Annotated in this window: 18 protein-coding genes and 3 tRNA genes; 9 read left to right on the forward strand and 12 right to left on the reverse strand. The window is 71.9% G+C overall.

Annotated features, from left to right (window positions below; translation table 11 throughout):
- Positions 1-4 precede the first annotated feature (4 nt).
- The 3 genes from purF to N5875_RS18615 form a co-directional block, all read right to left on the reverse strand.
- A complete protein-coding gene (purF, locus tag N5875_RS18605; RefSeq protein ID WP_318208414.1) occupies positions 5-1,531 on the reverse strand; it encodes an amidophosphoribosyltransferase in 1,527 nt (508 codons plus the stop codon).
- A 217-nt stretch (positions 1,532-1,748) separates the two neighbouring features.
- Entirely contained in the window at positions 1,749-2,678 is a 930-nt protein-coding gene (locus N5875_RS18610) for an META domain-containing protein (RefSeq protein ID WP_318208413.1), read from the reverse strand.
- A 92-nt stretch (positions 2,679-2,770) separates the two neighbouring features.
- On the reverse strand, positions 2,771-3,562 hold the full coding sequence (locus N5875_RS18615; RefSeq protein WP_338494974.1) for a sterol carrier family protein: 792 nt from the start codon (positions 3,560-3,562) through the stop codon (positions 2,771-2,773).
- A 74-nt stretch (positions 3,563-3,636) separates the two neighbouring features.
- On the opposite strand from N5875_RS18615, the gene N5875_RS18620 reads away from it, so the two are divergent.
- Positions 3,637-4,041 carry a nuclear transport factor 2 family protein gene (locus N5875_RS18620; protein WP_318208411.1) on the forward strand — a complete coding sequence of 135 codons (405 nt, stop codon included), beginning with the start codon at positions 3,637-3,639 and terminating at the stop codon, positions 4,039-4,041.
- On the opposite strand, the gene N5875_RS18625 is transcribed toward N5875_RS18620, so the two are convergent.
- The 5 genes from N5875_RS18625 to purS form a co-directional block, all read right to left on the reverse strand.
- On the reverse strand, positions 4,029-4,859 hold the full coding sequence (locus N5875_RS18625; protein WP_318208410.1) for a M23 family metallopeptidase: 831 nt from the start codon (positions 4,857-4,859) through the stop codon (positions 4,029-4,031). The two genes, N5875_RS18620 and N5875_RS18625, sit on opposite strands and share 13 nt — an antisense overlap.
- Before the next feature lie 30 nt (positions 4,860-4,889).
- Complete coding sequence (locus N5875_RS18630) at positions 4,890-5,447, reverse strand: winged helix-turn-helix domain-containing protein (RefSeq protein WP_338494976.1); 558 nt, start codon at positions 5,445-5,447, stop codon at positions 4,890-4,892.
- A gap of 102 nt (positions 5,448-5,549) precedes the next feature.
- Positions 5,550-7,799, reverse strand: a complete 2,250-nt coding sequence (gene purL, locus N5875_RS18635) for a phosphoribosylformylglycinamidine synthase subunit PurL (protein WP_318208408.1) — start codon at positions 7,797-7,799, stop codon at positions 5,550-5,552.
- Entirely contained in the window at positions 7,799-8,479 is a 681-nt protein-coding gene (purQ, locus tag N5875_RS18640) for a phosphoribosylformylglycinamidine synthase subunit PurQ (RefSeq protein ID WP_015035033.1), read from the reverse strand. The genes purL and purQ overlap by 1 nt, the downstream gene beginning before the upstream one ends.
- Entirely contained in the window at positions 8,476-8,721 is a 246-nt protein-coding gene (gene purS / locus N5875_RS18645; RefSeq protein ID WP_017240564.1) for a phosphoribosylformylglycinamidine synthase subunit PurS, read from the reverse strand. Before purS ends, purQ begins: the two co-directional genes overlap by 4 nt.
- Positions 8,722-9,087: 366 nt before the next feature.
- Here purS and N5875_RS18650 point away from each other — a divergent pair, with 366 nt between their 5' ends.
- The 8 genes from N5875_RS18650 to N5875_RS18685 all read left to right on the forward strand — a co-directional run bounded on the left by N5875_RS18650 (position 9,088) and on the right by N5875_RS18685 (position 13,781).
- Positions 9,088-9,429: an Lsr2 family protein gene (locus N5875_RS18650; RefSeq protein WP_318208407.1), complete on the forward strand. Its 342-nt coding sequence runs from the start codon at positions 9,088-9,090 to the stop codon at positions 9,427-9,429.
- 123 nt (positions 9,430-9,552) lie between these two features.
- Positions 9,553-9,624: transfer RNA gene (locus N5875_RS18655), tRNA-Gly, on the forward strand.
- An 80-nt stretch (positions 9,625-9,704) separates the two neighbouring features.
- Positions 9,705-9,780: transfer RNA gene (locus tag N5875_RS18660), tRNA-Gly, on the forward strand.
- Positions 9,781-9,922: 142 nt separating this feature from the next.
- Positions 9,923-10,882, forward strand: a complete 960-nt coding sequence (locus N5875_RS18665) for an ABC transporter ATP-binding protein (RefSeq protein WP_338494983.1) — start codon at positions 9,923-9,925, stop codon at positions 10,880-10,882.
- On the forward strand, positions 10,879-11,712 hold the full coding sequence (locus N5875_RS18670; protein WP_318208405.1) for an ABC transporter permease: 834 nt from the start codon (positions 10,879-10,881) through the stop codon (positions 11,710-11,712). The genes N5875_RS18665 and N5875_RS18670 overlap by 4 nt, the downstream gene beginning before the upstream one ends.
- Positions 11,713-11,749: 37 nt before the next feature.
- Complete coding sequence (locus N5875_RS18675; RefSeq protein ID WP_338494986.1) at positions 11,750-13,042, forward strand: histidine kinase; 1,293 nt, start codon at positions 11,750-11,752, stop codon at positions 13,040-13,042.
- The gene (locus tag N5875_RS18680; RefSeq protein ID WP_318208403.1) at positions 13,039-13,683 is read left to right on the forward strand and encodes a response regulator transcription factor; all 645 of its coding nucleotides are present in this window, start codon (positions 13,039-13,041) and stop codon (positions 13,681-13,683) included. The genes N5875_RS18675 and N5875_RS18680 overlap by 4 nt, the downstream gene beginning before the upstream one ends.
- Before the next feature lie 22 nt (positions 13,684-13,705).
- Positions 13,706-13,781: transfer RNA gene (locus N5875_RS18685), tRNA-Gly, on the forward strand.
- A 71-nt stretch (positions 13,782-13,852) separates the two neighbouring features.
- Here N5875_RS18685 and N5875_RS18690 read toward each other — a convergent pair.
- The 4 genes from N5875_RS18690 to purD form a co-directional block, all read right to left on the reverse strand.
- Positions 13,853-14,761 carry a phosphoribosylaminoimidazolesuccinocarboxamide synthase gene (locus tag N5875_RS18690; protein WP_318208402.1) on the reverse strand — a complete coding sequence of 303 codons (909 nt, stop codon included), beginning with the start codon at positions 14,759-14,761 and terminating at the stop codon, positions 13,853-13,855.
- A gap of 88 nt (positions 14,762-14,849) precedes the next feature.
- Positions 14,850-16,310, reverse strand: a complete 1,461-nt coding sequence (locus N5875_RS18695) for a N,N-dimethylformamidase beta subunit family domain-containing protein (RefSeq protein ID WP_318208401.1) — start codon at positions 16,308-16,310, stop codon at positions 14,850-14,852.
- Between the two features lie 245 nt (positions 16,311-16,555).
- Positions 16,556-18,526, reverse strand: a complete 1,971-nt coding sequence (locus N5875_RS18700; RefSeq protein ID WP_338494991.1) for a hypothetical protein — start codon at positions 18,524-18,526, stop codon at positions 16,556-16,558.
- A 251-nt stretch (positions 18,527-18,777) separates the two neighbouring features.
- Positions 18,778-20,028, reverse strand: coding sequence for a phosphoribosylamine--glycine ligase (gene purD, locus N5875_RS18705; protein WP_318208399.1), 1,251 nt, complete (start codon positions 20,026-20,028; stop codon positions 18,778-18,780).
- Positions 20,029-20,089 lie beyond the last annotated feature (61 nt).

Below are 20,089 nucleotides of genomic sequence, written 5' to 3' on the forward strand. Positions count from 1 at the left end.
GTGCTCACGGACGGCGGAGCGCGTCGGAGGCCGCCGTGGCAGCGGGACCCGCGGCCAGTTCGGTCTCCAGGAGCTGCTTGCCGAGCAGCTCGGGGTCCGGCAGCTCCATCGGGTACTCGCCGTCGAAGCAGGCACGGCAGAGGTTCGGCTTCTGGATCGTCGTCGCCTCGATCATCCCGTCGATCGAGATGTACGAGAGCGAGTCCGCGCCCAGCGACTTGCCGATCTCCTCGATCGACATGCCGTTGGCGATCAGCTCCGCGCGGGTGGCGAAGTCGATGCCGAAGAAGCAGGGCCACTTCACCGGCGGCGAGGAGATCCGGATGTGGATCTCGGCCGCGCCGGCCTCGCGGAGCATCTTGACGAGGGCGCGCTGGGTGTTGCCGCGGACGATCGAGTCGTCGACGACCACCAGGCGCTTGCCCTTGATGACGTCCTTGAGCGGGTTCAGCTTCAGCCGGATGCCGAGCTGTCGGATGGTCTGGGACGGCTGGATGAAGGTGCGCCCGACATAGGCGTTCTTCACCAGGCCCGCACCGAAGGGGATGCCCGAGGCCTCGGCGTAGCCGATCGCGGCCGGGGTTCCGGACTCCGGCGTCGCTATCACCAGGTCGGCCTCGACGGGCGCCTCCTTCGCGAGGCGGCGGCCCATCTCCACGCGGGAGAGGTACACGTTCCGGCCGGCGATGTCGGTGTCCGGGCGAGCCAGGTACACGTACTCGAAGACACAGCCCTTGGGCTTCGCTTCCGCGAATCGCGAGGTACGGATGCCGTTCTCGTCGATCGCGATCAGCTCGCCCGGCTCGACCTCGCGGACGTAGCTGGCGCCGCAGATGTCGAGGGCGGCGGACTCGGAGGCGACCACCCAGCCGCGCTCCAGACGGCCGAGGACCAGCGGGCGGATGCCCTGCGGGTCACGGGCCGCGTAGAGCGTGTGCTCGTCCATGAAGACGAGGGAGAAGGCGCCCCGGACGTCGGGGAGGATCTTCGCGGCGGCCTGCTCGATGGTGAGCGGCTCACCGTCCTCGTCGACCTGGGCGGCGAGGAGCGCCGTGAGCAGGTCGGTGTCGTTGGTGGCCGCCACGCGAGTGGTGCGGCCTTCCTTCTTGGGCAGGTCCGCGACCATCTCGGCGAGCTGCGCCGTGTTCACCAGGTTGCCGTTGTGGCCGAGCGCGATCGAGCCGTGGGCGGTTGCCCTGAACGTCGGCTGCGCGTTCTCCCACACGGAGGCCCCGGTGGTCGAGTAGCGGGCGTGACCGACCGCGATATGACCTTGGAGGGAACCGAGAGAGGTCTCGTCGAAGACCTGGGACACAAGGCCCATGTCCTTGAAGACGAGGATCTGGGAGCCGTTGCTGACCGCGATTCCCGCGGATTCCTGGCCCCGATGCTGGAGGGCGTAGAGCCCGAAGTACGTGAGCTTTGCGACCTCTTCACCCGGAGCCCAGACACCGAAGACGCCACAAGCGTCCTGGGGGCCTTTCTCGCCGGGGAGCAGGTCGTGATTGAGTCGACCGTCACCACGTGGCACGTTTCCGAGTGTAGACGGGCTCGACCACTGGTCCGAATTGGGGAAATGCGGGGTTCCCGCACTCGTGCGATCGCACGAAATGATCATCTCCGGCTTGGAGAGGGCTACGAGGCAGGCGCGGTAAGGGATTCCCGCCCCGGAACCCTCCCGAGCGGACGCTCGTACCAGCACCGGAGCCCCGGACCGATGTGACGGAGGGCACCCCGGAGAGCCTCGTTCACCGGGAGGCCGGGGGCTCTTGGCCGTCCGTTCCGTCCGCTCCTTCGGAGGTTCCGCCAGTCGTCACGGTGGCGGCCTTCGCCGTCAGGCCCTCGCCCGCGGCGTCGGTGAGCGTCAGCGTCCGGTGGTCCAGGCGATAGGTGAGCGGGCCGTCGAGGAGCTCGTACAGCTGGGTCTCCAGCTGCATCTGCGGGCTGGTGCACATCATCCGGGTGGTCGCCGCCGGGCCCTCGATCGTGAGCGTCTTCCCCTCGACGCGGGCGGTCGCGGCGAAGTTGTTGCAGCCCAGGTTGCCGGTGACCCGGCCGTCGGCGCCGAGGACGAGACGGGCCTTGTCGCCGCTGCCGGCGGGCAGCGAGGACGCGGTGTCCCCCGAGATCAGCCCGTCGATCTTCCAGGTGGTGCCGCGCAGCGGGAGGTCCGCCTGGGCGGTCAGCTCCAGGCCGTTGCGGCCGTCCGGGGAGGTCAGGGTGAGGGTCTCGCCCTTCTGCTTTCCCTTGAGCGGTCCGGTGAAGGCCTTGACCAGCTCCGACTCGAAGCGCTGCCGGTCCTCGGGGCAGCCGATCGCGGTGAACTCCTGCGGGGAGACGGTCAGGGTGTCCCCCCGCACGGCGACGGTCGCGCCGAAGTTGTTGCAGCCGCTGTTCCCGCGGGCGCGGCCGTCCGCGCCGAACTCGATGCGGGCGCCGTCCGGGGCGGCGGACCTGCGGCCGTCGACCGTGACGGCGCCGATCGTCCAGTGGGTACCGGCGACGGGCAGGTCGGGGGAGACGGTGTCGGAACCGGAACCGGAACCGGAGCCGGAGCCGGAGCCGGAACCGGAGCCCGCTCCCGTGGTGCCTCCCTCCGTGCCGCAGGCGGCGAGGAGGAGGGCCAGGGCGGCGGCGGATGCGGCGGATACGAGGGTGCGCGGCGTCGGCGTCTGCATGACGGTGGGACGGGCCGGGGCGGAAGTCGGTTCCGCGGCCCGTTCCTGTCCGGGGCCCGTTCCTGTCCGGGGGCCCGTGCCGTACGGGAATCTCAGCCCATCAGGGGCAGGAGGTCCTTCAGGTCGGCCCGCTCGCCGCTCGCGCCGACCCGGGCCCCCTCCAGCTCCTTCGCCCACTCCGCCCGCCCGGTCGCGAGGCGGATCCAGGTCAGCGGGTCGGTCTCGACCACGTTGGGCGGGGTGCCCCGGGTGTGCCGGGGGCCCTCCACGCACTGCACCACGGCGTACGGCGGGATCCGCACCTCGACCGCCCCGCCCGGGGCCTTCGCGGCGAGGGCGTCGGCGAGCAGCCGGGTGCAGGCGGCGAGGGCCTGCCGCTCGAAGGGGACGCCGGCGCCGGTCGCCGCGTTCAGGTCGTCGGTGTGGACGACGAGCTCGACGGTCCGGGTGACGAGGAAGTCGCCGACGGTCATCGCACCGAAGCTCAGCGGCAGGAGCCGGTCCTCCGATGCCTCCGCGAGCGCCCGCTCGTAATCGTCCGCCACGCGCGCGTAGAGCCCCGGCAGGTCGGAGGCGTCCAGGCCCCGGGTGTGCTCGTCGATCCGCTCGGCGGCCCCGGCCGTCATGAACGGCCAGTCGAGGAGGGCGAGCCGGTCCTGTCCCGGGCGCTCCGGCGCGGCCAGGAGCTGCGGCACCGAGTCGACCATCCAGGCGAGGTGCGCCGCCAGGTCCCGTACCGTCCACTCCCCCAGCCGGGTCGGCCCGTCGAGCTGCTCGGGCGTGAGCGCCACGACCGCCTCCCGTACATGGGCGAACTGGGCGAGCACGGCGGCCCTGGTCCTGGCGGAGTCGTAACGGCGGGTGCGCTTCTTGGCCGGTGGCATGGGGGCGAGGGTAGTCGGAGACTGGAGAGGAGGGCTCGCAGTACACCTACGCGTACGAGAGGGGTCGGACAGCCATGGCTGAGCACCCTGACAGCATCGTGGTCCGCCGGGGCTACGAAGCGTTCTCGCAAGGAGACATGGAGACCATCCGGTCGCTGATGACCTCGGACTGCACCCATCACTCGCCGGGGTCCAGCCAGATGTCCGGGCACTTCAAGGGCGTGGACAACGTCCTCGACCACTTCGGGCGTCTCATGGAGCTCACCGACGGCACCTTCCGGGTCGAGTTGGAGGGCGTGTACCCGGACGGCCGGGGGCACGTCATGGCGACCCACAAGTGGCACGGCGACCGCGGCGACCGCGGCATCGAGATGCGCGGCGGTCTCTTCTTCACCATCGTGGGAGGCAAGGTCACTGACGTCGACGAGTGCGTCGAGGACATCGACGAGTCCGACGCCTTCTGGGGTCAGGCCGAGTAGACCGAATCGCGTGGCACCTCGAACGTCTCGCCGTTCTTCGGTACGCCGACACCGGACCAGGTGAACGGCACACCGCTCGCCGTGTCCAGGTCCGGGCCGTCCATCAGCTGGAAGTGCACGTGCGGCTCGGTGGAGTTGCCCGAGTTCCCGCACCGGGCGAGTTCCTGGCCGGCCGAGACGCGGTCGCCCGCGCGGACGGCCAGGGAGCCGCGCCGCAGATGGGCGTACATCGCGTACGTACCGCCGCCGAGGTCGAGGACGAGGTGGTTCCCGGTGACCCGGCGGGCTCCGCCGATGCTCCGCGCGCCGGACTCGACCAGCAGCAGATAGAGGACACCGAGCAGCGAGTTCCGGCTGAGGTGGTCGCGCTGTCGGTCCTCGGCGTGCACGACGGTCGCGTCCGCGACCGCGAGCAGCGGCGCGTCGAACGCCGGGAAGTCCTCGTTCCGCCGGGCCACCGGCCACAGCCGGGCGAAGCCCGGGCGGGGCCGCGCCTCGTCCTCCCGGGTGACGTCGATCGCGTACGTCTGGCCCAGCTGGTGGGTGCCGTGGCTGGGCGTCCGGTCCGCCGGGCTGTTCAGCGCGGACCAGAGGCCGGTGACCGGCGGCGCCACCTCGACCGTGGCGCGGGGCGTGGCCATGACCCGGCCGCGGGCGGTCCGGGCGAGACCGACGCCGAGGATCATCGCGACGATCACGGGCAGCCAGCCCACCCAGTACGGGTACGGCAGCTCGACGACGAACGAGGCGATGACCTGGACGACGAACGCCAGCCAGAGCACGCGGTGGAGGACCACCACCAGTTTGCGCGAGGACATCCGGATTCCCCCTGAGGATCGTGGTGTCGGTTACGGGCGGGCCGCGGTGAGGACCACCAGGAGCGGGACGACCCGGGCCCCCGGGACCTCGTAGCGACCGCGTCCGACGGTCTTGAGCCAGCCCGCGCCGGTCAGTTGGCGCAGGTGGTGGTAGATCTGGCCGGTCGTGCCGGTCTCCTCCAGCTCCGCCAGCTCGGCGGCGGTGCGCCGGCCCCCGAGGATCTCGCGCAGCAGGCGGAGCCGTACGGGATGACCGAGCGCGGCGAGGGACTCGGCGGCGTCCGCCCAGTCCTCCTCGAACAGCTGCCCGGTGAAGGCCCCGAGCTGCCACTCGTACCGCTCCTGGGTCGGCAGCCTGACGGCTCCCGTGAAGACGACCGCGCCGTCCGCGCCCCGGTCTCCCCTGTCCGCCGCGAGCTGCGCCTTGAGGCTTTCGAGGGCCCAGAGCGGGCTGTCGGTGACCTCGGGCGCGGGGCGCTCCGCGCTCTCGACCGCACTCTCGACCACGCCGTCAGCCGCGCCTTCGGCCGTGCTTTCCAAGGCCGTCATACGCCGTTCCAGCGCGGCGACCCGCTCTTCCAGCTCCATGGCATCGACATTACGTAATTACGTAATGCCCGGCAAGCAGGAAACGCGAAAGCCCCCGTCCAGACCTTCCGGTCCGGACGGGGGCTTCCCCGGTGCTCCGTATCAGGCCAGCAGGGCCGGAATCGTCGCCTCGTGCGCCGTGCGCAGCTCCGTCAGGGAGAGCGCGAACTCGCCCTGGACGTCGACGGCGTCTCCGTCGACGACACCGATCCGCGCCGCCGGCAGACCCCGCGCACCGCACATGTCGGTGAAGCGGAGCTCCTCGCTGCGCGGGACGGCGACGACCGCACGGCCGGCCGACTCGCTGAAGAGGAACGTGAACGCGTCCAGGCCCTCCGGGACGACCAGGCGCGCGCCGTTCCCGCCGCGCAGGCAGGACTCGACGACCGCCTGGACGAGACCGCCGTCGGACAGGTCGTGCGCGGCGTCGATCATGCCGTCGCGCGAGGCCGAGATCAGGATCTCGCCGAGCAGCTTCTCCCGGTCGAGGTCCACGGCCGGCGGCAGACCGCCGAGGTGCCGGTGGATGACCTCGGACCATGCCGAGCCGCCGAACTCCTCGCGCGTGTCACCGAGCAGGTAGAGGAGCTGGCCCTCTTCCGCGAAGGCGATCGGCGTACGGCGGTTGACGTCGTCGATCACACCGAGGACGGCCACGACCGGCGTCGGGTGGATGGCGACCTCACCGGTCTGGTTGTAGAGCGAGACGTTGCCGCCGGTCACCGGGGTGCCGAGCTGGAGGCAGCCGTCCGCGAGACCACGGGTGGCCTCGGCGAACTGCCACATCACGGCCGGGTCCTCGGGCGAACCGAAGTTCAGGCAGTCCGAGATGGCGAGCGGCTTGGCACCGGAGGCGGCGACGTTGCGGTACGCCTCCGCGAGCGCGAGCTGCGCACCCGTGTACGGGTCGAGCTTGGCGTACCGGCCGTTGCCGTCGGTCGCCATGGCCACGCCGAGGTTGGTCTCCTCGTCGATACGGACCATGCCCGCGTCCTCGGGCTGCGCCAGGACCGTGTTGCCCTGCACGAACCGGTCGTACTGGTCCGTGATCCAGGACTTCGACGCCTGGTTCGGGGAGGAGACCAGCTTCAGGACCTGGTCCTTCAGCTCCTCGCCCGTCTGCGGCCGGGGCAGCTTGCCGGCGTCGTCGGCCTGGAGCGCGTCCTGCCACTCCGGGCGGGCGTACGGCCGGTGGTAGGTCGGGCCCTCGTGGGCGACGGAGCGCGGCGGCACGTCGACGATCTGCTCGCCGTGCCAGAAGATCTCCAGGCGCTCGCCCTCGGTCACCTCACCGATGACGACGGCGATGACGTCCCACTTCTCGCAGATCTCCAGGAAGCGGTCGACGTGCTCGGGCTCGACGATCGCGCACATGCGCTCCTGCGACTCGCTCATGAGGATTTCCTCGGGCGAGAGGGTCGCGTCGCGCAGGTGGACCCGGTCGAGCTCGACGCGCATGCCGCCGGAACCGGCGGAGGCCAGCTCGGACGTGGCGCAGGAGAGCCCGGCGCCGCCGAGGTCCTGGATGCCCGCGACCAGCTTCTCCTTGAAGATCTCCAGGGTGCACTCGATGAGGAGCTTCTCCTGGAAGGGGTCGCCGACCTGGACGGCGGGGCGCTTGGTCGGCTTCGTGTCGTCGAAGGTCTCCGAGGCCAGCACGGACACGCCGCCGATGCCGTCGCCGCCCGTGCGGGCGCCGTACAGGATCACCTTGTTGCCGGGGCCGGAGGCCTTGGCGAGGTGGATGTCCTCGTGCTTCATCACGCCGATGCAGCCGGCGTTGACCAGCGGGTTGCCCTGGTAGCACTCGTCGAAGACGACCTCGCCGCCGATGTTCGGCAGGCCGAGGCAGTTGCCGTAGCCGCCGATGCCGGCGACGACACCGGGCAGCACGCGCTTGGTGTCGGGGTGGTCGGCCGCGCCGAAGCGCAGCGGGTCGACGACCGCGACCGGGCGGGCACCCATGGCGAGGATGTCGCGGACGATGCCGCCGATGCCGGTGGCCGCGCCCTGGTAGGGCTCGATGTACGAGGGGTGGTTGTGCGACTCGACCTTGAAGGTGACCGCGTACCCCTGGCCGACGTCGACGACGCCGGCGTTCTCACCGATGCCGACGAGCATGGCGTCGTTGGCGGGGACCTTCTCGCCGAACTGCTTCAGGTGGACCTTGCTGCTCTTGTAGGAGCAGTGCTCGGACCACATGACCGAGTACATGGCGAGCTCGGCGCCGGTGGGACGGCGGCCGAGGATCTCGCGGATGCGCGCGTACTCGTCCTCTTTGAGGCCGAGCTCCTTCCAGGGCTGCTCGCTGTCCGGCGTCTCGCTCGCGTGCTTGACGGTGTCGAGGCTCATCAGGCGTTGACCAGCTTCTTGAGGATCGAGGTGAAGAATCCGAGGCCGTCCGTCTTGCCGGTGCCGACGAGCGGCTCGACGGCGTGCTCGGGGTGCGGCATGAGGCCGACCACGTTGCCCGCGGCGTTGGTGATGCCCGCGATGTCACGGAGCGAGCCGTTGGGGTTCATGTCCAGGTAGCGGAAGGCCACCCGCCCCTCGGCCTCCAGCTCGTCGAGCACCCGCTCGTCGGCGACGTACCGGCCGTCCATGTTCTTGAGCGGGACCTCGATCTCCTGGCCCTCGGTGTAGTCCGAGGTCCAGGCGGTCTCCGCGTTCTCCACCCGCAGCTTCTGGTCGCGGCAGATGAAGTGGAGGTGGTTGTTGCGCAGCATCGCGCCCGGCAGCAGATGCGCCTCGGTGAGGATCTGGAAGCCGTTGCAGATACCGAGGACGGGCATGCCCGCCTTCGCCTGCTCGATGATCGTCTCCATCACCGGCGAGAAGCGGGAGATGGCTCCGGCCCGCAGGTAGTCGCCGTAGGAGAAACCGCCGGCCAGGACCACGGCGTCGACCTGCTTGAGGTCCTTGTCGCGGTGCCAGAGCGATACGGGCTCGGCGCCCGCGAGGCGGGCGGCACGCAGCGCGTCCTGGTCGTCGAGCGTTCCGGGGAACGTGACGACGCCGATGCGTGCGGTCACGACTCCACCTTCACGATGAAGTCTTCGATCACGGTGTTGGCAAGGAAGGTTTCGGCCATCTCATGGATGCGGGCGAGGGCGGCGTCGTCGACCGGTCCCTCCACCTCCAGCTCGAAACGCTTCCCCTGACGGACGTCGGCGATTCCGGCGAATCCCAGGCGGGGCAGTGCACGCTGCACCGCCTGCCCCTGAGGGTCGAGGATCTCCGGCTTGAGCATGACGTCGACTACGACGCGTGCCACTGGCACTCCCGGTGGTGTGTTGCGTGGGCGGTTCCCTCAGCGTACCTGTCTCCAAATTCTACGCGGGTAGAGATCTGAAGGATCCTACAAAAGCCAGGTCACGGCGCCGCCCCGCCAGGGATCACAGCCATGCCCCCCGTCCGAGCACACCCACGCAAAATTCCAGTGAAATATTGCGGACCTCATTGCACCGGGACACGCTGAAACAATTGCCAGGGCTTCACAATGCGACGCCCGTCGCTGTACAAAGGAATCGAGAAGAAATCAGCATTGTCGCGGCACAGCCGTACGGTCGGCATCGCCGCACGTCAGGGGCGTCGCAAGCGCCCCCTCTGCGGCACCGGCCGCAGGAAAGGACCGATATCCGTGGCTCAGCGTGTGGTGGTCACAATCTCCGACGACATGGACGGCGGAGAAGCGGCTGAAACGGTCGCGTTCGGCCTCGACGGGAAGATGTACGAGATCGACCTGAATGCTGCCAATGCAAAGAAACTCCGCAAGGCACTCGCCCCGTACCTCGCCGCCGGACGCACGTTGCCGGCGAAGGCCCGGACCGGCCGGAGCGCCTCCGTGGAGTCGTACACCCGCACCTCCCTCGCCCCCGACCCGGCGGCGGTCCGCGCCTGGGCGCAGTCCAACAAGATGGAGGTGCCGGCCCGCGGCCGGATCCCGAAGAGGGTCTACGAGGCCTTCCGCGCCGCGAGTTGAGCGGGCCGGCCCCCGGCCGCCGACGCGGCGCGGCGGAGCCGATTTGCATTGCACCCCCCATGATCCGCTAAAGTCTGGAACACGCCGAGGGGCGAGGCCGCAAAGCCCCACCTCACGCAGCGTGCGGGTGTAGTTCAGTAGTAGAACATCCCCCTTCCAGGGGGAAGGCGCAGTGTGCAATTCCTGTCACCCGCTCTGCATCGCAAGACCAAGCACTCCGGTGCATCAGGTAGAGTGGTGCTCGCACCGCCCAGTGAAAGCTGAGCGGCAGCAATGCGGACGTGGCTCAGTTGGTAGAGCATCACCTTGCCAAGGTGAGGGTCGCGAGTTCGAATCTCGTCGTCCGCTCCAGATCGAAGGCCCCGGTTCTCTGGAACCGGGGCCTTCGTCGTGTTCCCCTTCCTCGGTGGCCCCACCCCCCATGACATTTGTCAGAAGCGGGTGGTGACAGCGCGCACTGCCGGACGGCCCCCGCCGCCGGAAGCCTGGACACATGAGCAACGCGACCCCCGCGACCCCCGCGATCGAGGCGGAAGACCTCCGCCGCGGCTACTCCGGCGACTTCGAGGCCGTCCGCGGCATCTCCTTCACCGTCCCGCACGGCGAGATCTTCGCCCTCCTCGGCACCAACGGCGCCGGGAAGACCTCCACCGTCGAACTCCTCGAAGGCCTCGCCGCCCCGAGCGCCGGCACCGCCCGCGTCCTCGGCCACGACCCGTACCGCGAACGGGCCACCGTCCGCCCCCGGATCGGCGTGATGCTCCAGGAGGGCGGCTTCCCCTCCGAACTGACCGTGGCCGAAACCGTACGGATGTGGGCAGGCTGCACCACCGGTGCCCGCCCCGCCGGCGAAGCGCTCGGCGCCACCGGCCTCACCGGACGCGAGGACGTACGGGTCAAGCAGCTGTCCGGCGGCGAACGACGCCGGCTCGACCTCGCCCTCGCCCTCCTCGGCCGCCCCGAGGTCCTCTTCCTCGACGAACCCACCACCGGCCTCGACGCCGAGGGCCGCCGCGACACCTGGGAACTCGTCCGCGCCCTCCGCGACGGCGGCACCACCGTGCTGCTCACCACCCACTACCTGGAGGAGGCCGAGGCCCTGGCCGACCGGCTCGCGATCATGCACCGCGGGCAGATCGTGCTCTCCGGCACCCCGGCCGAGGTCACCGCCGCCCGGCCCGCCCGCATCCGCTTCACCCTCCCCGCCGAGGTCCCCGCCGCCCGGCTCCCGCTGGGACTGCGGGCCGCCGAGGACGCGGGGCGGGTGGAGATCCGTACCGGATCCCTCCAGGACGACCTCGCCGCGCTGCTCGGCTGGGCCCGGGACGAGGGCGTACGACTCGACGGGCTCGACGCCCGCTCCGCCTCGCTCGAAGAGGCCTTCCTCGACATCGCCGCCGCGGCGGACACCGTGTCAGAAGCCCGGATCCCGGAATCGGAGGCCGTTCGATGAGCTCCCCCGTCCAGCTCCCCTCCCGTACGCCCCTCCCTTCGCGTACACCGCTCGCCTCCCGCAGGGAGCTCCCCTCCCGGCGGCGGCTCCTCGCGCTCGGGCGGGCCGAGCTCACGCTCCTCGTCCGCAACCGCACCGCGCTCTTCGGCGCCCTCCTCGTCCCGCTCCTCATGGTGGAAGCCGTCCGCAGCTCCCTGAAGAGCGTCGACCTCGGCGCAGCGGGCACGAGCATCGCCGAGGTCGCCGTGACCGGCGCCATCGGCATGGCCCTCCTCATCGGCGTCTACAGCAACCTCGTCGCCGCCTTCGCCGCCCGCCGCGAAGCCCTCGTCCTCAAGCGGCTGCGCACCGGAGAGCCCACCGACCCCGAGATCCTGACCGGGATCGCGCTGCCGGCCGCCACCCTCGCCCTCGCCCAGAGCGCCGTCCTGACCATCGGCGGCATCGCCGTCCTCGACCTGCCCGTACCCGCCAGGCCCGATCTGCTCCTCGGTGGCGTCGTCCTCGGCACCGTCCTGCTCACCACCCTCGCCGCGGCCACCTCGGCCGTCACCCGCACACCCGAGAGCGCCCAGCTCACCGCGCTGCCGCTGATCCTGATCTCCTCCATCGGCTCCGGGCTCTTCGTACCCCTCTCCATGCTTCCCAAGGCGCTCGCGTCCGTCTGCGAACTGCTGCCGGTGACCGGGGTCATGACACTCGTACGGGCCGGCTGGTCAGGCGACGTGGCGGCGGGTGACCTGCTGGGCGCGACGGCGACCGCGGTGGCCTGGATCGTGGTCTCGGTGTTTGCTGTCCAGCGGTGGTTCCGCTGGGAGCCCCGGCGCTGAGGAACCAGCGCGACACCGAGAGGACGGACCCGCGCCCGTGAAGAGGCCCGTGAAGAGCTGGAACGGCCGGAGCGGCCTGGCCAAGGTCGACCTCTACACCCGCGTCACCGCGTACATGCTGCTGTGGGCCGCCGTCTTCGTCCTCGGGCTCCTCCTCCTGATCCGGCCCATCCGGCACGAGGCCCCACTCCTCCTCGTCGTCGTCGCCCCGCTGCTCAACCTCGCCAACGGGGTCCTCTCCCACCGCTTCCTGCGCCGCGCCATGGACGCGTACCTGAAGCCCGGGACCGTGCTCCCGCCGCGCGAGGTGCTGCCCGCCGCGGCGGCCGGGGCCGCGACCGCCGGAGCCGTACTCCTCGAAGCGGCCACCGCCGACCTGACCGGACTGCTGCCCGGCATGCTCGGAGCGGCACTCGTGCCCTTCCTCGCCGGGCACTGCCTGATCCTGCCCGGCCGGATCGTCGCCCTCCACCAGGCCCTGCTCGCCGGCGTGCTCCTGCTCCTCGTACCGCTCACCGGCCGGGACACGGAACAGAGCCTCGCGTCCGTGGCCACCGTCCTCTTCATCACCGGCTGGCTCGCCGTCACCGTCCGCCTCTCGCTCTGGGTGCTCGGCGTCGTCTTCGAACTGCGCGAGGCACGCGACGTACAGGCCCGGCTCGCGGTCGCCGAGGAACGGCTGCGCTTCGGGCGCGACCTGCACGACATCCTCGGCCGGAACCTCTCCGTGATCGCCCTCAAGAGCGAGCTCGCCGTCCAGCTCGCGCGGCGCGAACGCCCCGAGGCCGTCGACCAGATGATCGAGGTGCAGCGCATCGCCCAGGAGTCCCAGCGGGAGGTACGGGACGTCGTACGCGGCTACCGCGAGGCGGATCTGCGCGTGGAGCTGGAGGGCGCGCGGGGCGTGCTCGACGCGGCCGGGATCGACTGCGCCGTCGACTCCCCCGGACCGGCGCTCGACCTGCCCGACGAGGTCCAGGCAGCCCTCGGGTGGGTGGTCCGGGAGGCCACGACGAACGTACTGCGACACGGGGACGCGCGGCGCTGCGCCATCGCCGTGCGGAAGGAGAAGGGGAAGAAGGAGAAGGAGGAGAACATGGTGCTGCTGACGGTGGAGAACGACGGGGTGCGGGCGGGTGCGGGGGGCGGCGGCGGTTCCGGTGAGGGTCGCCGTGACGCCGGTTCGGGCACCGGTACCGGTACCGGGCTCGTCGGGCTGCGGGAGCGGCTCGCGGCGGTCGGCGGGACGCTCGACGCGGGGCCGGGCGACGGGGGTACGTTCCTCGTGACGGCCCGGATTCCGGTGGCCCGGGCGGAGGTGCGGCGATGACCGGGCCCGTACCGGCGCCCGTACGCACGCCCGTGCCCGTGCGCGTGCTGCTCGCCGACGACGAGCATCTGATCCGTGGCGCGGTCGCCGCGCTGCTCGGTCTCGAGGACGATCTCGTCGTCGTCGCCGAGGCCGCGACCGGGCCCGAGGCGCTCGCCATGGCCCGCGCCCACCGCCCCGACGTCGCCGTGCTCGATCTGCAGATGCCGGGTGCGGACGGTGTGAGGGTCGCCACAGTCCTGCGGGACGAACTGCCCGGCTGCCGCACCATGATCGTGACCGGTCACGGTCGCCCCGGACACCTCAAGCGGGCCCTCTCGGCCGGCGTCCGCGGCTTCGTCCCGAAGACCGTCAGCGCCCAGCGGCTCGCCGAGATCATCCGTACCGTGCACGCCGGAAACCGTTACGTGGACCCGGAGTTGGCGGCCGACGCCATCGCCGCCGGGGACTCCCCGCTGACCGCGCGGGAGGCCGAGGTGCTCGAATTCTCCGCCGACGGGGCACCCGTCGCGGAGATCGCCCGGCGCGCCTCGCTCTCCCCCGGGACCGTCCGCAACTACCTCTCCTCGGCCGCCGCGAAACTCGGTGCCGAGAACCGGCATACAGCGGTGCGTCTCGCGCAGGCGAAAGGTTGGGTATAGTTGGCTCCGCGCTACGGCGCATGCGGACGTGGCTCAGTTGGTAGAGCATCACCTTGCCAAGGTGAGGGTCGCGAGTTCGAATCTCGTCGTCCGCTCCATGAAGAAGCCCCCGGTCGAATCGACCGGGGGCTTTCTCGTGCCCCGGGCTGCTGCCCGGGGCACGCGGACCTCAGAAGCTGTCGGACCAGGACTTGCCGGTCAGCAGCTCGTACGCCTCCAGGTACTTGGCGCGCGTGGCGTCCACGATCTCCTGCGGCAGCGGCGGCGGGGGCTGCTCGCTCTTGCGGTCCCAGCCGGAGGCCGGGGAGGTCAGCCAGTCCCGGACGAACTGCTTGTCGTACGAGGGCTGGGCGCGGCCCGGCTCCCACTGGTCGGCCGGCCAGAAGCGGGAGGAGTCCGGGGTGAGGACCTCGTCGCCCAGGACGAGCGTCTCCCCGTCGAAGCCGAACTCGAACTTGGTGTCCGCGAGGATGATCCCGCGCTCGCGGGCGATGTCACGGGCCCGGCCGTACACGGCGAGGGTCGTCTGGCGCAGCAGGGCGGCCGTCTCGGCGCCGACCTGGCGGGCGACCTCCTCGTACGACACGTTCTCGTCGTGGTCGCCGACGGCGGCCTTGGTGGCCGGGGTGAAGATCGGGGCGGGCAGCTCGGAGCCGTCGCCGAGGCCCTCGGGGAGCGCGAGGCCGCAGACCGTGCGGGACTCGTTGTACTCGACGAGGCCGGAGCCGGTGAGGTAGCCGCGGGCCACGCACTCGACCGGGATCATGTTCAGCGACTTGCAGACCGTGGTGCGGCCCGCCCAGTCGGCGGGGGCGCCGGCCGGCAGCTCCGTCGAGATCACGTGGTGCGGGACCAGGTCGGAGAGCCGGTCGAACCACCACAGGGAGAGCTGGGTGAGGACCCGGCCCTTGTCGGGGATCTCGGTGGGCAGCACCCAGTCGTACGCGGACATGCGGTCGCTCGCCACCATCACGAGGTCCCCGTCCTCGTTCCGGTACAGGTCGCGCACCTTGCCCGTGTGGAGATGGGTGAGGCCCGGGACCTGGACGGGCTCGGGCTTTTCTACGAATCCGGACACGGTTCCTCCGCGTAGGTTGATCCAGGAGCGTGTCCGATTCTCTCGCACATCGGGGCGGCCCCGGCCGCCAGGCCCTGTGACCCGCCGCTCAGTCCCTTTTGCAGATCCGGTCGAGGAGGTTCGCGGTGGCGCGCTGGACCCGGGCGTCGACATGGCCCGGCCGGTCGAGCGCCGGCGACCAGGCGAAGGTGCCGGAGGCGAAGACCCAGGCGCCCGAGGGAGCCCGGTAGAGACTCGTCTCCTGGTGCCGGAGCGCCCCCTCGCCGTCCCGGTAGGGCGAGTGGGCGAGCAGGATGCGGCCCTGGTGCTCGGGGAGCGCCGTACGCGGGAAGTAGCGGTCGGCCTCGCCCGCGACCAGGCCGGGGAGTTCATCGCCGTCACCGGCGCCGGTCGCCTCCCAGAGCCAGTGCTCGGCGTTCCGTACGACCAGCGGGTGCGGTTCGGGCACCCGTCCCGCGTACTGGATGCCGAGGAGCTGCTGCTCGGGCCGGTCGACCTCGCGCCAGAGCGCGGGCCGGCCCGGGCCGCGGCGCTTGCGGCAGGTGAGGAGCCGGTCCGGCACCCCGGACGGCGAGGGCCCCAACTCCACCTGCCAGTACATGGTGTTCGCGGAGAGGAAGACCAGCGACGTGCCCTGGTCGCGGGCGAGTTCGACGGTCTTGCGCATCGGCACCGACCAGTACTCGTCGTGCCCGGGGAAGACCAGACCCCGGTACCGGCTCGGGTCGACCCGCCCGGCGTGCAGATCGCGGGTCTCGGCGTACGCCAGGTCGTACCCGTAGCGCTCGGCCCAGCGGATGAAGTCGTACGCGTGCCCGACGTGGAGGGGCAGCCCCGCGCCCGCGTACGGGCGGTCGAAGGAGACGGTCACGGCCGCGTCCTGCTCGCCGAGCAGCCGGCCCTCCTCGTCCCAGGCGTGGTAGAGGCTGGCGCCGGTGTGGCCGTCCTCCGGATAGAGGTTGTACGCCTGCCAGGTCACGTCCGGGAGGACGAGGAGCAGATCGGCCGGGTGGTTGTCGCGGACCGTGAAGGGGATGTGCGAGCGGTAGCCGTCGGCGGTGGTGAGGACGGCGACGTACGCCCCGATCGACCAGTAGGAGGGGACCTGCAACCGCCAGGACTGCCACCAGTGGTGGCAGGAGACCGTGCGGTCGGCGGTCAGCGGGGCCGGCTGGACGATGCCGGAGAGCCGGGGGCTCGTGGTGATCTTCGCGGCGCCGTCGCCGCTGTAGTGACCGATCCGGTAGACGTCGACCGAGAACTGCTGCGGCGGGTCCACGGTGACGTGGAAGTCGATCGACTCGCCCGGCGCCACGGCCCCGTCGGAGGCGAAACCCTTGATCTGGCGCCGGACGTCGTCGGCCGTGCGCGGGCCGCCGCTGCCGCCCCGGGCCAGGATCTCGTCCGCGTACCAGGGGACCATCTGCCCGGTGTCGTCGAAGTAGTTCTCGGAACCGCGCAGCCAGGGCAACGGGCCCTGGCCGAAGGGATCGGTGACGGCGTGCGCGAGCGCACCCGACTCCCACCGTCTGATCTGGTCCGCCCCCATGCTGCGCCCCTCCCTCGACTCCCCCGGGTCGGCTGGTCAGTGCCTGTGCCTCTGTCAGTGACGGTCTCCAGCACATCACATAACGCACGCACTCCGTCACCGTTCGTCGTGAATTGACGAGAGTGGAAGGCGGGGCTCCGAAACGAGTGATCTTCGGGGCACCTCCGGACGGCCCCCGGGGCGCCCCCGGACGCCCCCGGACGCCTCAGGACGCCTCAGGACGACTCAGGACGCCCCAGGACGCCTCAGACCAGGCGTACGGGCTTCTCGGGGCGCACCCCCGTGCGGGCCAGCCACGCCCGCAGCGGCTCCGGGTCGCCGTCCTCGACGAGCGCGAGGACACGGGGGCCGAGGTCCGCCGCCCGCTCGCCGCCGACGAGGAGCGCGGGGCCGTCGAGCCAGTCGAGGCCGGGGGTGGCCTCGGCGGTGTCCACGGCCGCGCAGCAGACCATCGCGGTGACGTGGTCGGCGAGCAGGTCGCGGCCGGAGCGGGGCGGCTGGAGCGGGAAGAGCGGCAGCGGGCCGTCCGGGCCGCTGACGACCACGGGGGGTGTGGTGCCGGAGTGCCGGTCGTTTCTCTCGGCGCTGCGGGCCGCCGCCTCGGCGGTCAGGGCGGTGGCGGCCACCCGCGCCTCCCGGGCGGCCTCCTCGCGCGCGAGGAGCGCGCTGAGCGCGCCGGCGAGCGCCTCGGCGGCGGGGTTGACGGCCTCTTCGTCGTCCTCGATGTCGAGGTCGACGTCGGTGGCATCCTCGATGTCGACCTCGTCAGTGAGGGTGACCCGGCCGTCGTCGTGGCTGCGGGCGTCCGCGCCTTCCACCGGGAGCGGGCGGTCCCCGGGCACTGCGGCGGCGTCGGCGTCGTCGACATCTGCATCGACATCGGCGGCGACATCTGCGGTGACATCGGCGGGCTTCGCCGGCTCCGTGGAGAGGTGGGCGATCACCCGGGTCAGGGTCGGGCCGTCGGCAACGCCCTCACCGCCCCTGCCCCTGCCCCCGCCCCCGGCCGCGGAATCCGCCAGGCCGAGGCCGTCGAGGACCTGGTGCAGCCGGGCCGCGTCGGTGCGCCACTTCCGGTCGACGACCTCCTCCGGGTACTGGCTCCACTCCACCGGGGACCAGTCGGGCCCGGGTTCGGCCGGGCCGCCGTGGAAGAGACGGGCGGCGAGCAGCGAGGTGGCCTCGTCGACCGCGCCCGGCTCCTCCAGGAGGTCGCAGGCGGGCCGCTCGCCGAGCCGGGAGGAGAAGCCGTCCGCGAGCCGGTCGCGGCGGGAGAGCTCGGTCAGGGCGGAGACCACGCCGGCGTCGAGCTTGGCGGGCCAGCGGCCCATCCGCCAGGCGGGCAGCGCGACGCGGGTCAGGAGCCGGTCCCAGCCCGCGTACGCCAGGCCGACCTGCTCCTGGGCGACGATCCGAACGCCGTAGTCCACGGCCTGGGCGCGCTCCGAGCCGGCGGCGGCGACCCCGCGCTCCATCTCGGCGGCGTGCCCGCGGCAGGCGCGGAGGAGGACACGGGCGACCTGCCCGACGGCGCCCGCGCCCAGTCGGCGGAACGGGTCGAGACCGGGGGTCTCCGGCACGGCCACGGCCGCGTCCAGGCCCCGGACGAAACGGCGGGCCGCGGCTATGTCGGGGTGCGCGGCGGGGCCCGTACCGGCGACGACCGGGGCGAGGACCGCCCTCAGCTCGCCGACGCGCATCCACCACAGGAAGGGCGAACCTATGACGAGGACGGGGGCGCCTTCGCCCTCCCCCTCGCCGCCCGGTGTGCGCAGCGCGCGGTGGGCCCGGTGGGTGCGGTCCTCCAGCCAGCTGTCGCAGTCCGGGGTCAGGGCTATCGCGGCGGGCGCCGGGACGTCGAGCCGGTCGGCCAGGTCCCGGACGAGCCGGTAGAGGTCGGGGGCGGCGGTCTCGGAGAGCTCCACCGTCGGCGTGGCGGCCGGACGGGCGCGGGCCACGACGAGGGCGACGGCGGTGCCGGCGAGGAGGACGAGGACCGCGAGGACGGTCACCACCCAGCGGGCCGTGTCCCAGCCGGAGCCGGTGAAGTGGCCGGTGGCCCCGCCCGCGTACAGGACGACGGCCACGGCGGCGGGCAGGACCGCGAGGCCCAGCGCCCTGCCGCGGACCCGGAGGACGGCGAGGGCCCGGGAGCGCGCGGCGCGCGCTCCCCACTCCTCGCCGACAACGGAACCGGTACCGGACACGCCGTACATCACCCCCTCCTGCCCACGTCGGGACTGCCTGTGGCGGTGTTGCTCACTCCCCCACTGTGGCACCCGCCACTGACATCGCAATGCCGGTGGGCCAAGTGCCGGAATGCCTTCGCCGCACCCTAGTTGGGGCTTCGGCGGACGTCATCCGGATGGCCCAGCCGTCACTCGAAGGTATGGCTTTGGGCAAAGGTGATGGATTTCGCGCGGCCGTACGATCCACCGCACGGCCACGCGAGAAATCGGCGGTCCTGTCAGGCCTCGGCGGCCTTCCGCGCGATGTCCGTACGGTGCTGGGAGCCGTCAAGGCGGATACGGCCGACCGCCGCGTAGGCACGCTCGCGGGCCTGCGCCAGGTCCGTTCCGGTCGCGGTGACCGAAAGGACGCGGCCGCCCGCGCTGACGATCGCGTCGCCGTCCCGCTTCGTCCCGGCGTGCAGCACGTACGCGAGCGGGGCGTCCTGCTCGGCGACCTCGTCGAGGCCCTCGATCGGGTCGCCCGTCCGCGGGGTCTCCGGGTAGTTGTGCGAGGCGATGACCACGGTGACCGCGGCGTCGTCGCTCCAGTTCAGCGGGGCCTGGTCGCCCAGGGTGCCGTTGGCGGAGTTCAGCAGCACGCCGGCCAGCGGGGTGCGGAGCCGGGCCAGCACGACCTGGGTCTCGGGGTCGCCGAAGCGGGCGTTGAACTCGATGACCCGTACGCCGCGGCTGGTGATCGCCAGACCCGCGTACAGCAGGCCGGAGAACGGCGTGCCACGGCGGCGCAGCTCGTCGACCGTCGGCTGGAGGACGGTCCCGAGGACCTCCTCGACCAGCTTCGGGTCGGCCCAGGGCAGCGGCGAGTAGGCACCCATGCCGCCGGTGTTCGGGCCCTCGTCGTCGTCGAGCGCGCGCTTGAAGTCCTGCGCGGGCTGGAGCGGGAGGACGGTGGTGCCGTCGGTGATGGCGAAGAGGGAGACCTCGGGGCCGTCGAGGAACTCCTCGATGACCACCCGGTCGCACGCGAGCGCGTGGGCCCGGGCCTGCGCGAGGTCGTCGGTGACGACGACGCCCTTGCCGGCGGCGAGGCCGTCGTCCTTCACGACGTACGGAGCGCCGAAGGCGTCGAGCGCCTCGTCGATCTCCTCCGGGGTCGTGCAGACGTAGCTGCGGGCGGTGGGCACCCCGGCGCCGGCCATGACGTCCTTGGCGAACGCCTTGGAGCCTTCCAGCTCCGCCGCTTCCCGCGACGGGCCGAAGGCGGGGATGCCGGCCGCGCGGACGGCGTCGGCGACACCGGCGACGAGCGGAGCCTCCGGGCCGACGACGACCAGGTCGGCGCCGAGCTCGGTGGCGAGGCGCGCGACGGCTTCGCCGTCCAGCTGGTCGACGGGGTGCAGCTCGGCGACCTCCGCGATTCCGGCGTTGCCGGGCGCGCAGTGCAGAGCGGTGACGTCGGGATCGAGGGAGAGAGAGCGGCACAGGGCGTGTTCGCGGGCGCCGCCGCCGATGACGAGGACCTTCACGCCAGTCAGGGTAGCCCGACGACCGGGATGCCCCTTGTGCGGGCCACTGAACGAGACGCCC

Origin of the sequence: Streptomyces sp. SJL17-4 (assembly GCF_036826855.1) — a bacterium.
Classification (GTDB): Bacteria; Actinomycetota; Actinomycetes; order Streptomycetales; family Streptomycetaceae; genus Streptomyces.

What these genes read in the sequence shown, in the direction of transcription:
- N5875_RS18610 (WP_318208413.1), bottom strand. Translation starts at nt 2,678, where the DNA reads ATGCAGACGCCGACGCCGCGCACCCTCGTATCCGCCGCATCCGCCGCC.
- N5875_RS18615 (WP_338494974.1), bottom strand. Translation starts at nt 3,562, where the DNA reads ATGCCACCGGCCAAGAAGCGCACCCGCCGTTACGACTCCGCCAGGACC.
- N5875_RS18620 (WP_318208411.1), top strand. Translation starts at nt 3,637, where the DNA reads ATGGCTGAGCACCCTGACAGCATCGTGGTCCGCCGGGGCTACGAAGCG.
- N5875_RS18625 (WP_318208410.1), bottom strand. Translation starts at nt 4,859, where the DNA reads ATGTCCTCGCGCAAACTGGTGGTGGTCCTCCACCGCGTGCTCTGGCTG.
- N5875_RS18630 (WP_338494976.1), bottom strand. Translation starts at nt 5,447, where the DNA reads ATGGAGCTGGAAGAGCGGGTCGCCGCGCTGGAACGGCGTATGACGGCC.
- purL (WP_318208408.1), bottom strand. Translation starts at nt 7,799, where the DNA reads ATGAGCCTCGACACCGTCAAGCACGCGAGCGAGACGCCGGACAGCGAG.
- N5875_RS18665 (WP_338494983.1), top strand. Translation starts at nt 9,923, where the DNA reads ATGAGCAACGCGACCCCCGCGACCCCCGCGATCGAGGCGGAAGACCTC.
- N5875_RS18670 (WP_318208405.1), top strand. Translation starts at nt 10,879, where the DNA reads ATGAGCTCCCCCGTCCAGCTCCCCTCCCGTACGCCCCTCCCTTCGCGT.
- N5875_RS18680 (WP_318208403.1), top strand. Translation starts at nt 13,039, where the DNA reads ATGACCGGGCCCGTACCGGCGCCCGTACGCACGCCCGTGCCCGTGCGC.
- N5875_RS18695 (WP_318208401.1), bottom strand. Translation starts at nt 16,310, where the DNA reads ATGGGGGCGGACCAGATCAGACGGTGGGAGTCGGGTGCGCTCGCGCAC.
- N5875_RS18700 (WP_338494991.1), bottom strand. Translation starts at nt 18,526, where the DNA reads ATGTACGGCGTGTCCGGTACCGGTTCCGTTGTCGGCGAGGAGTGGGGA.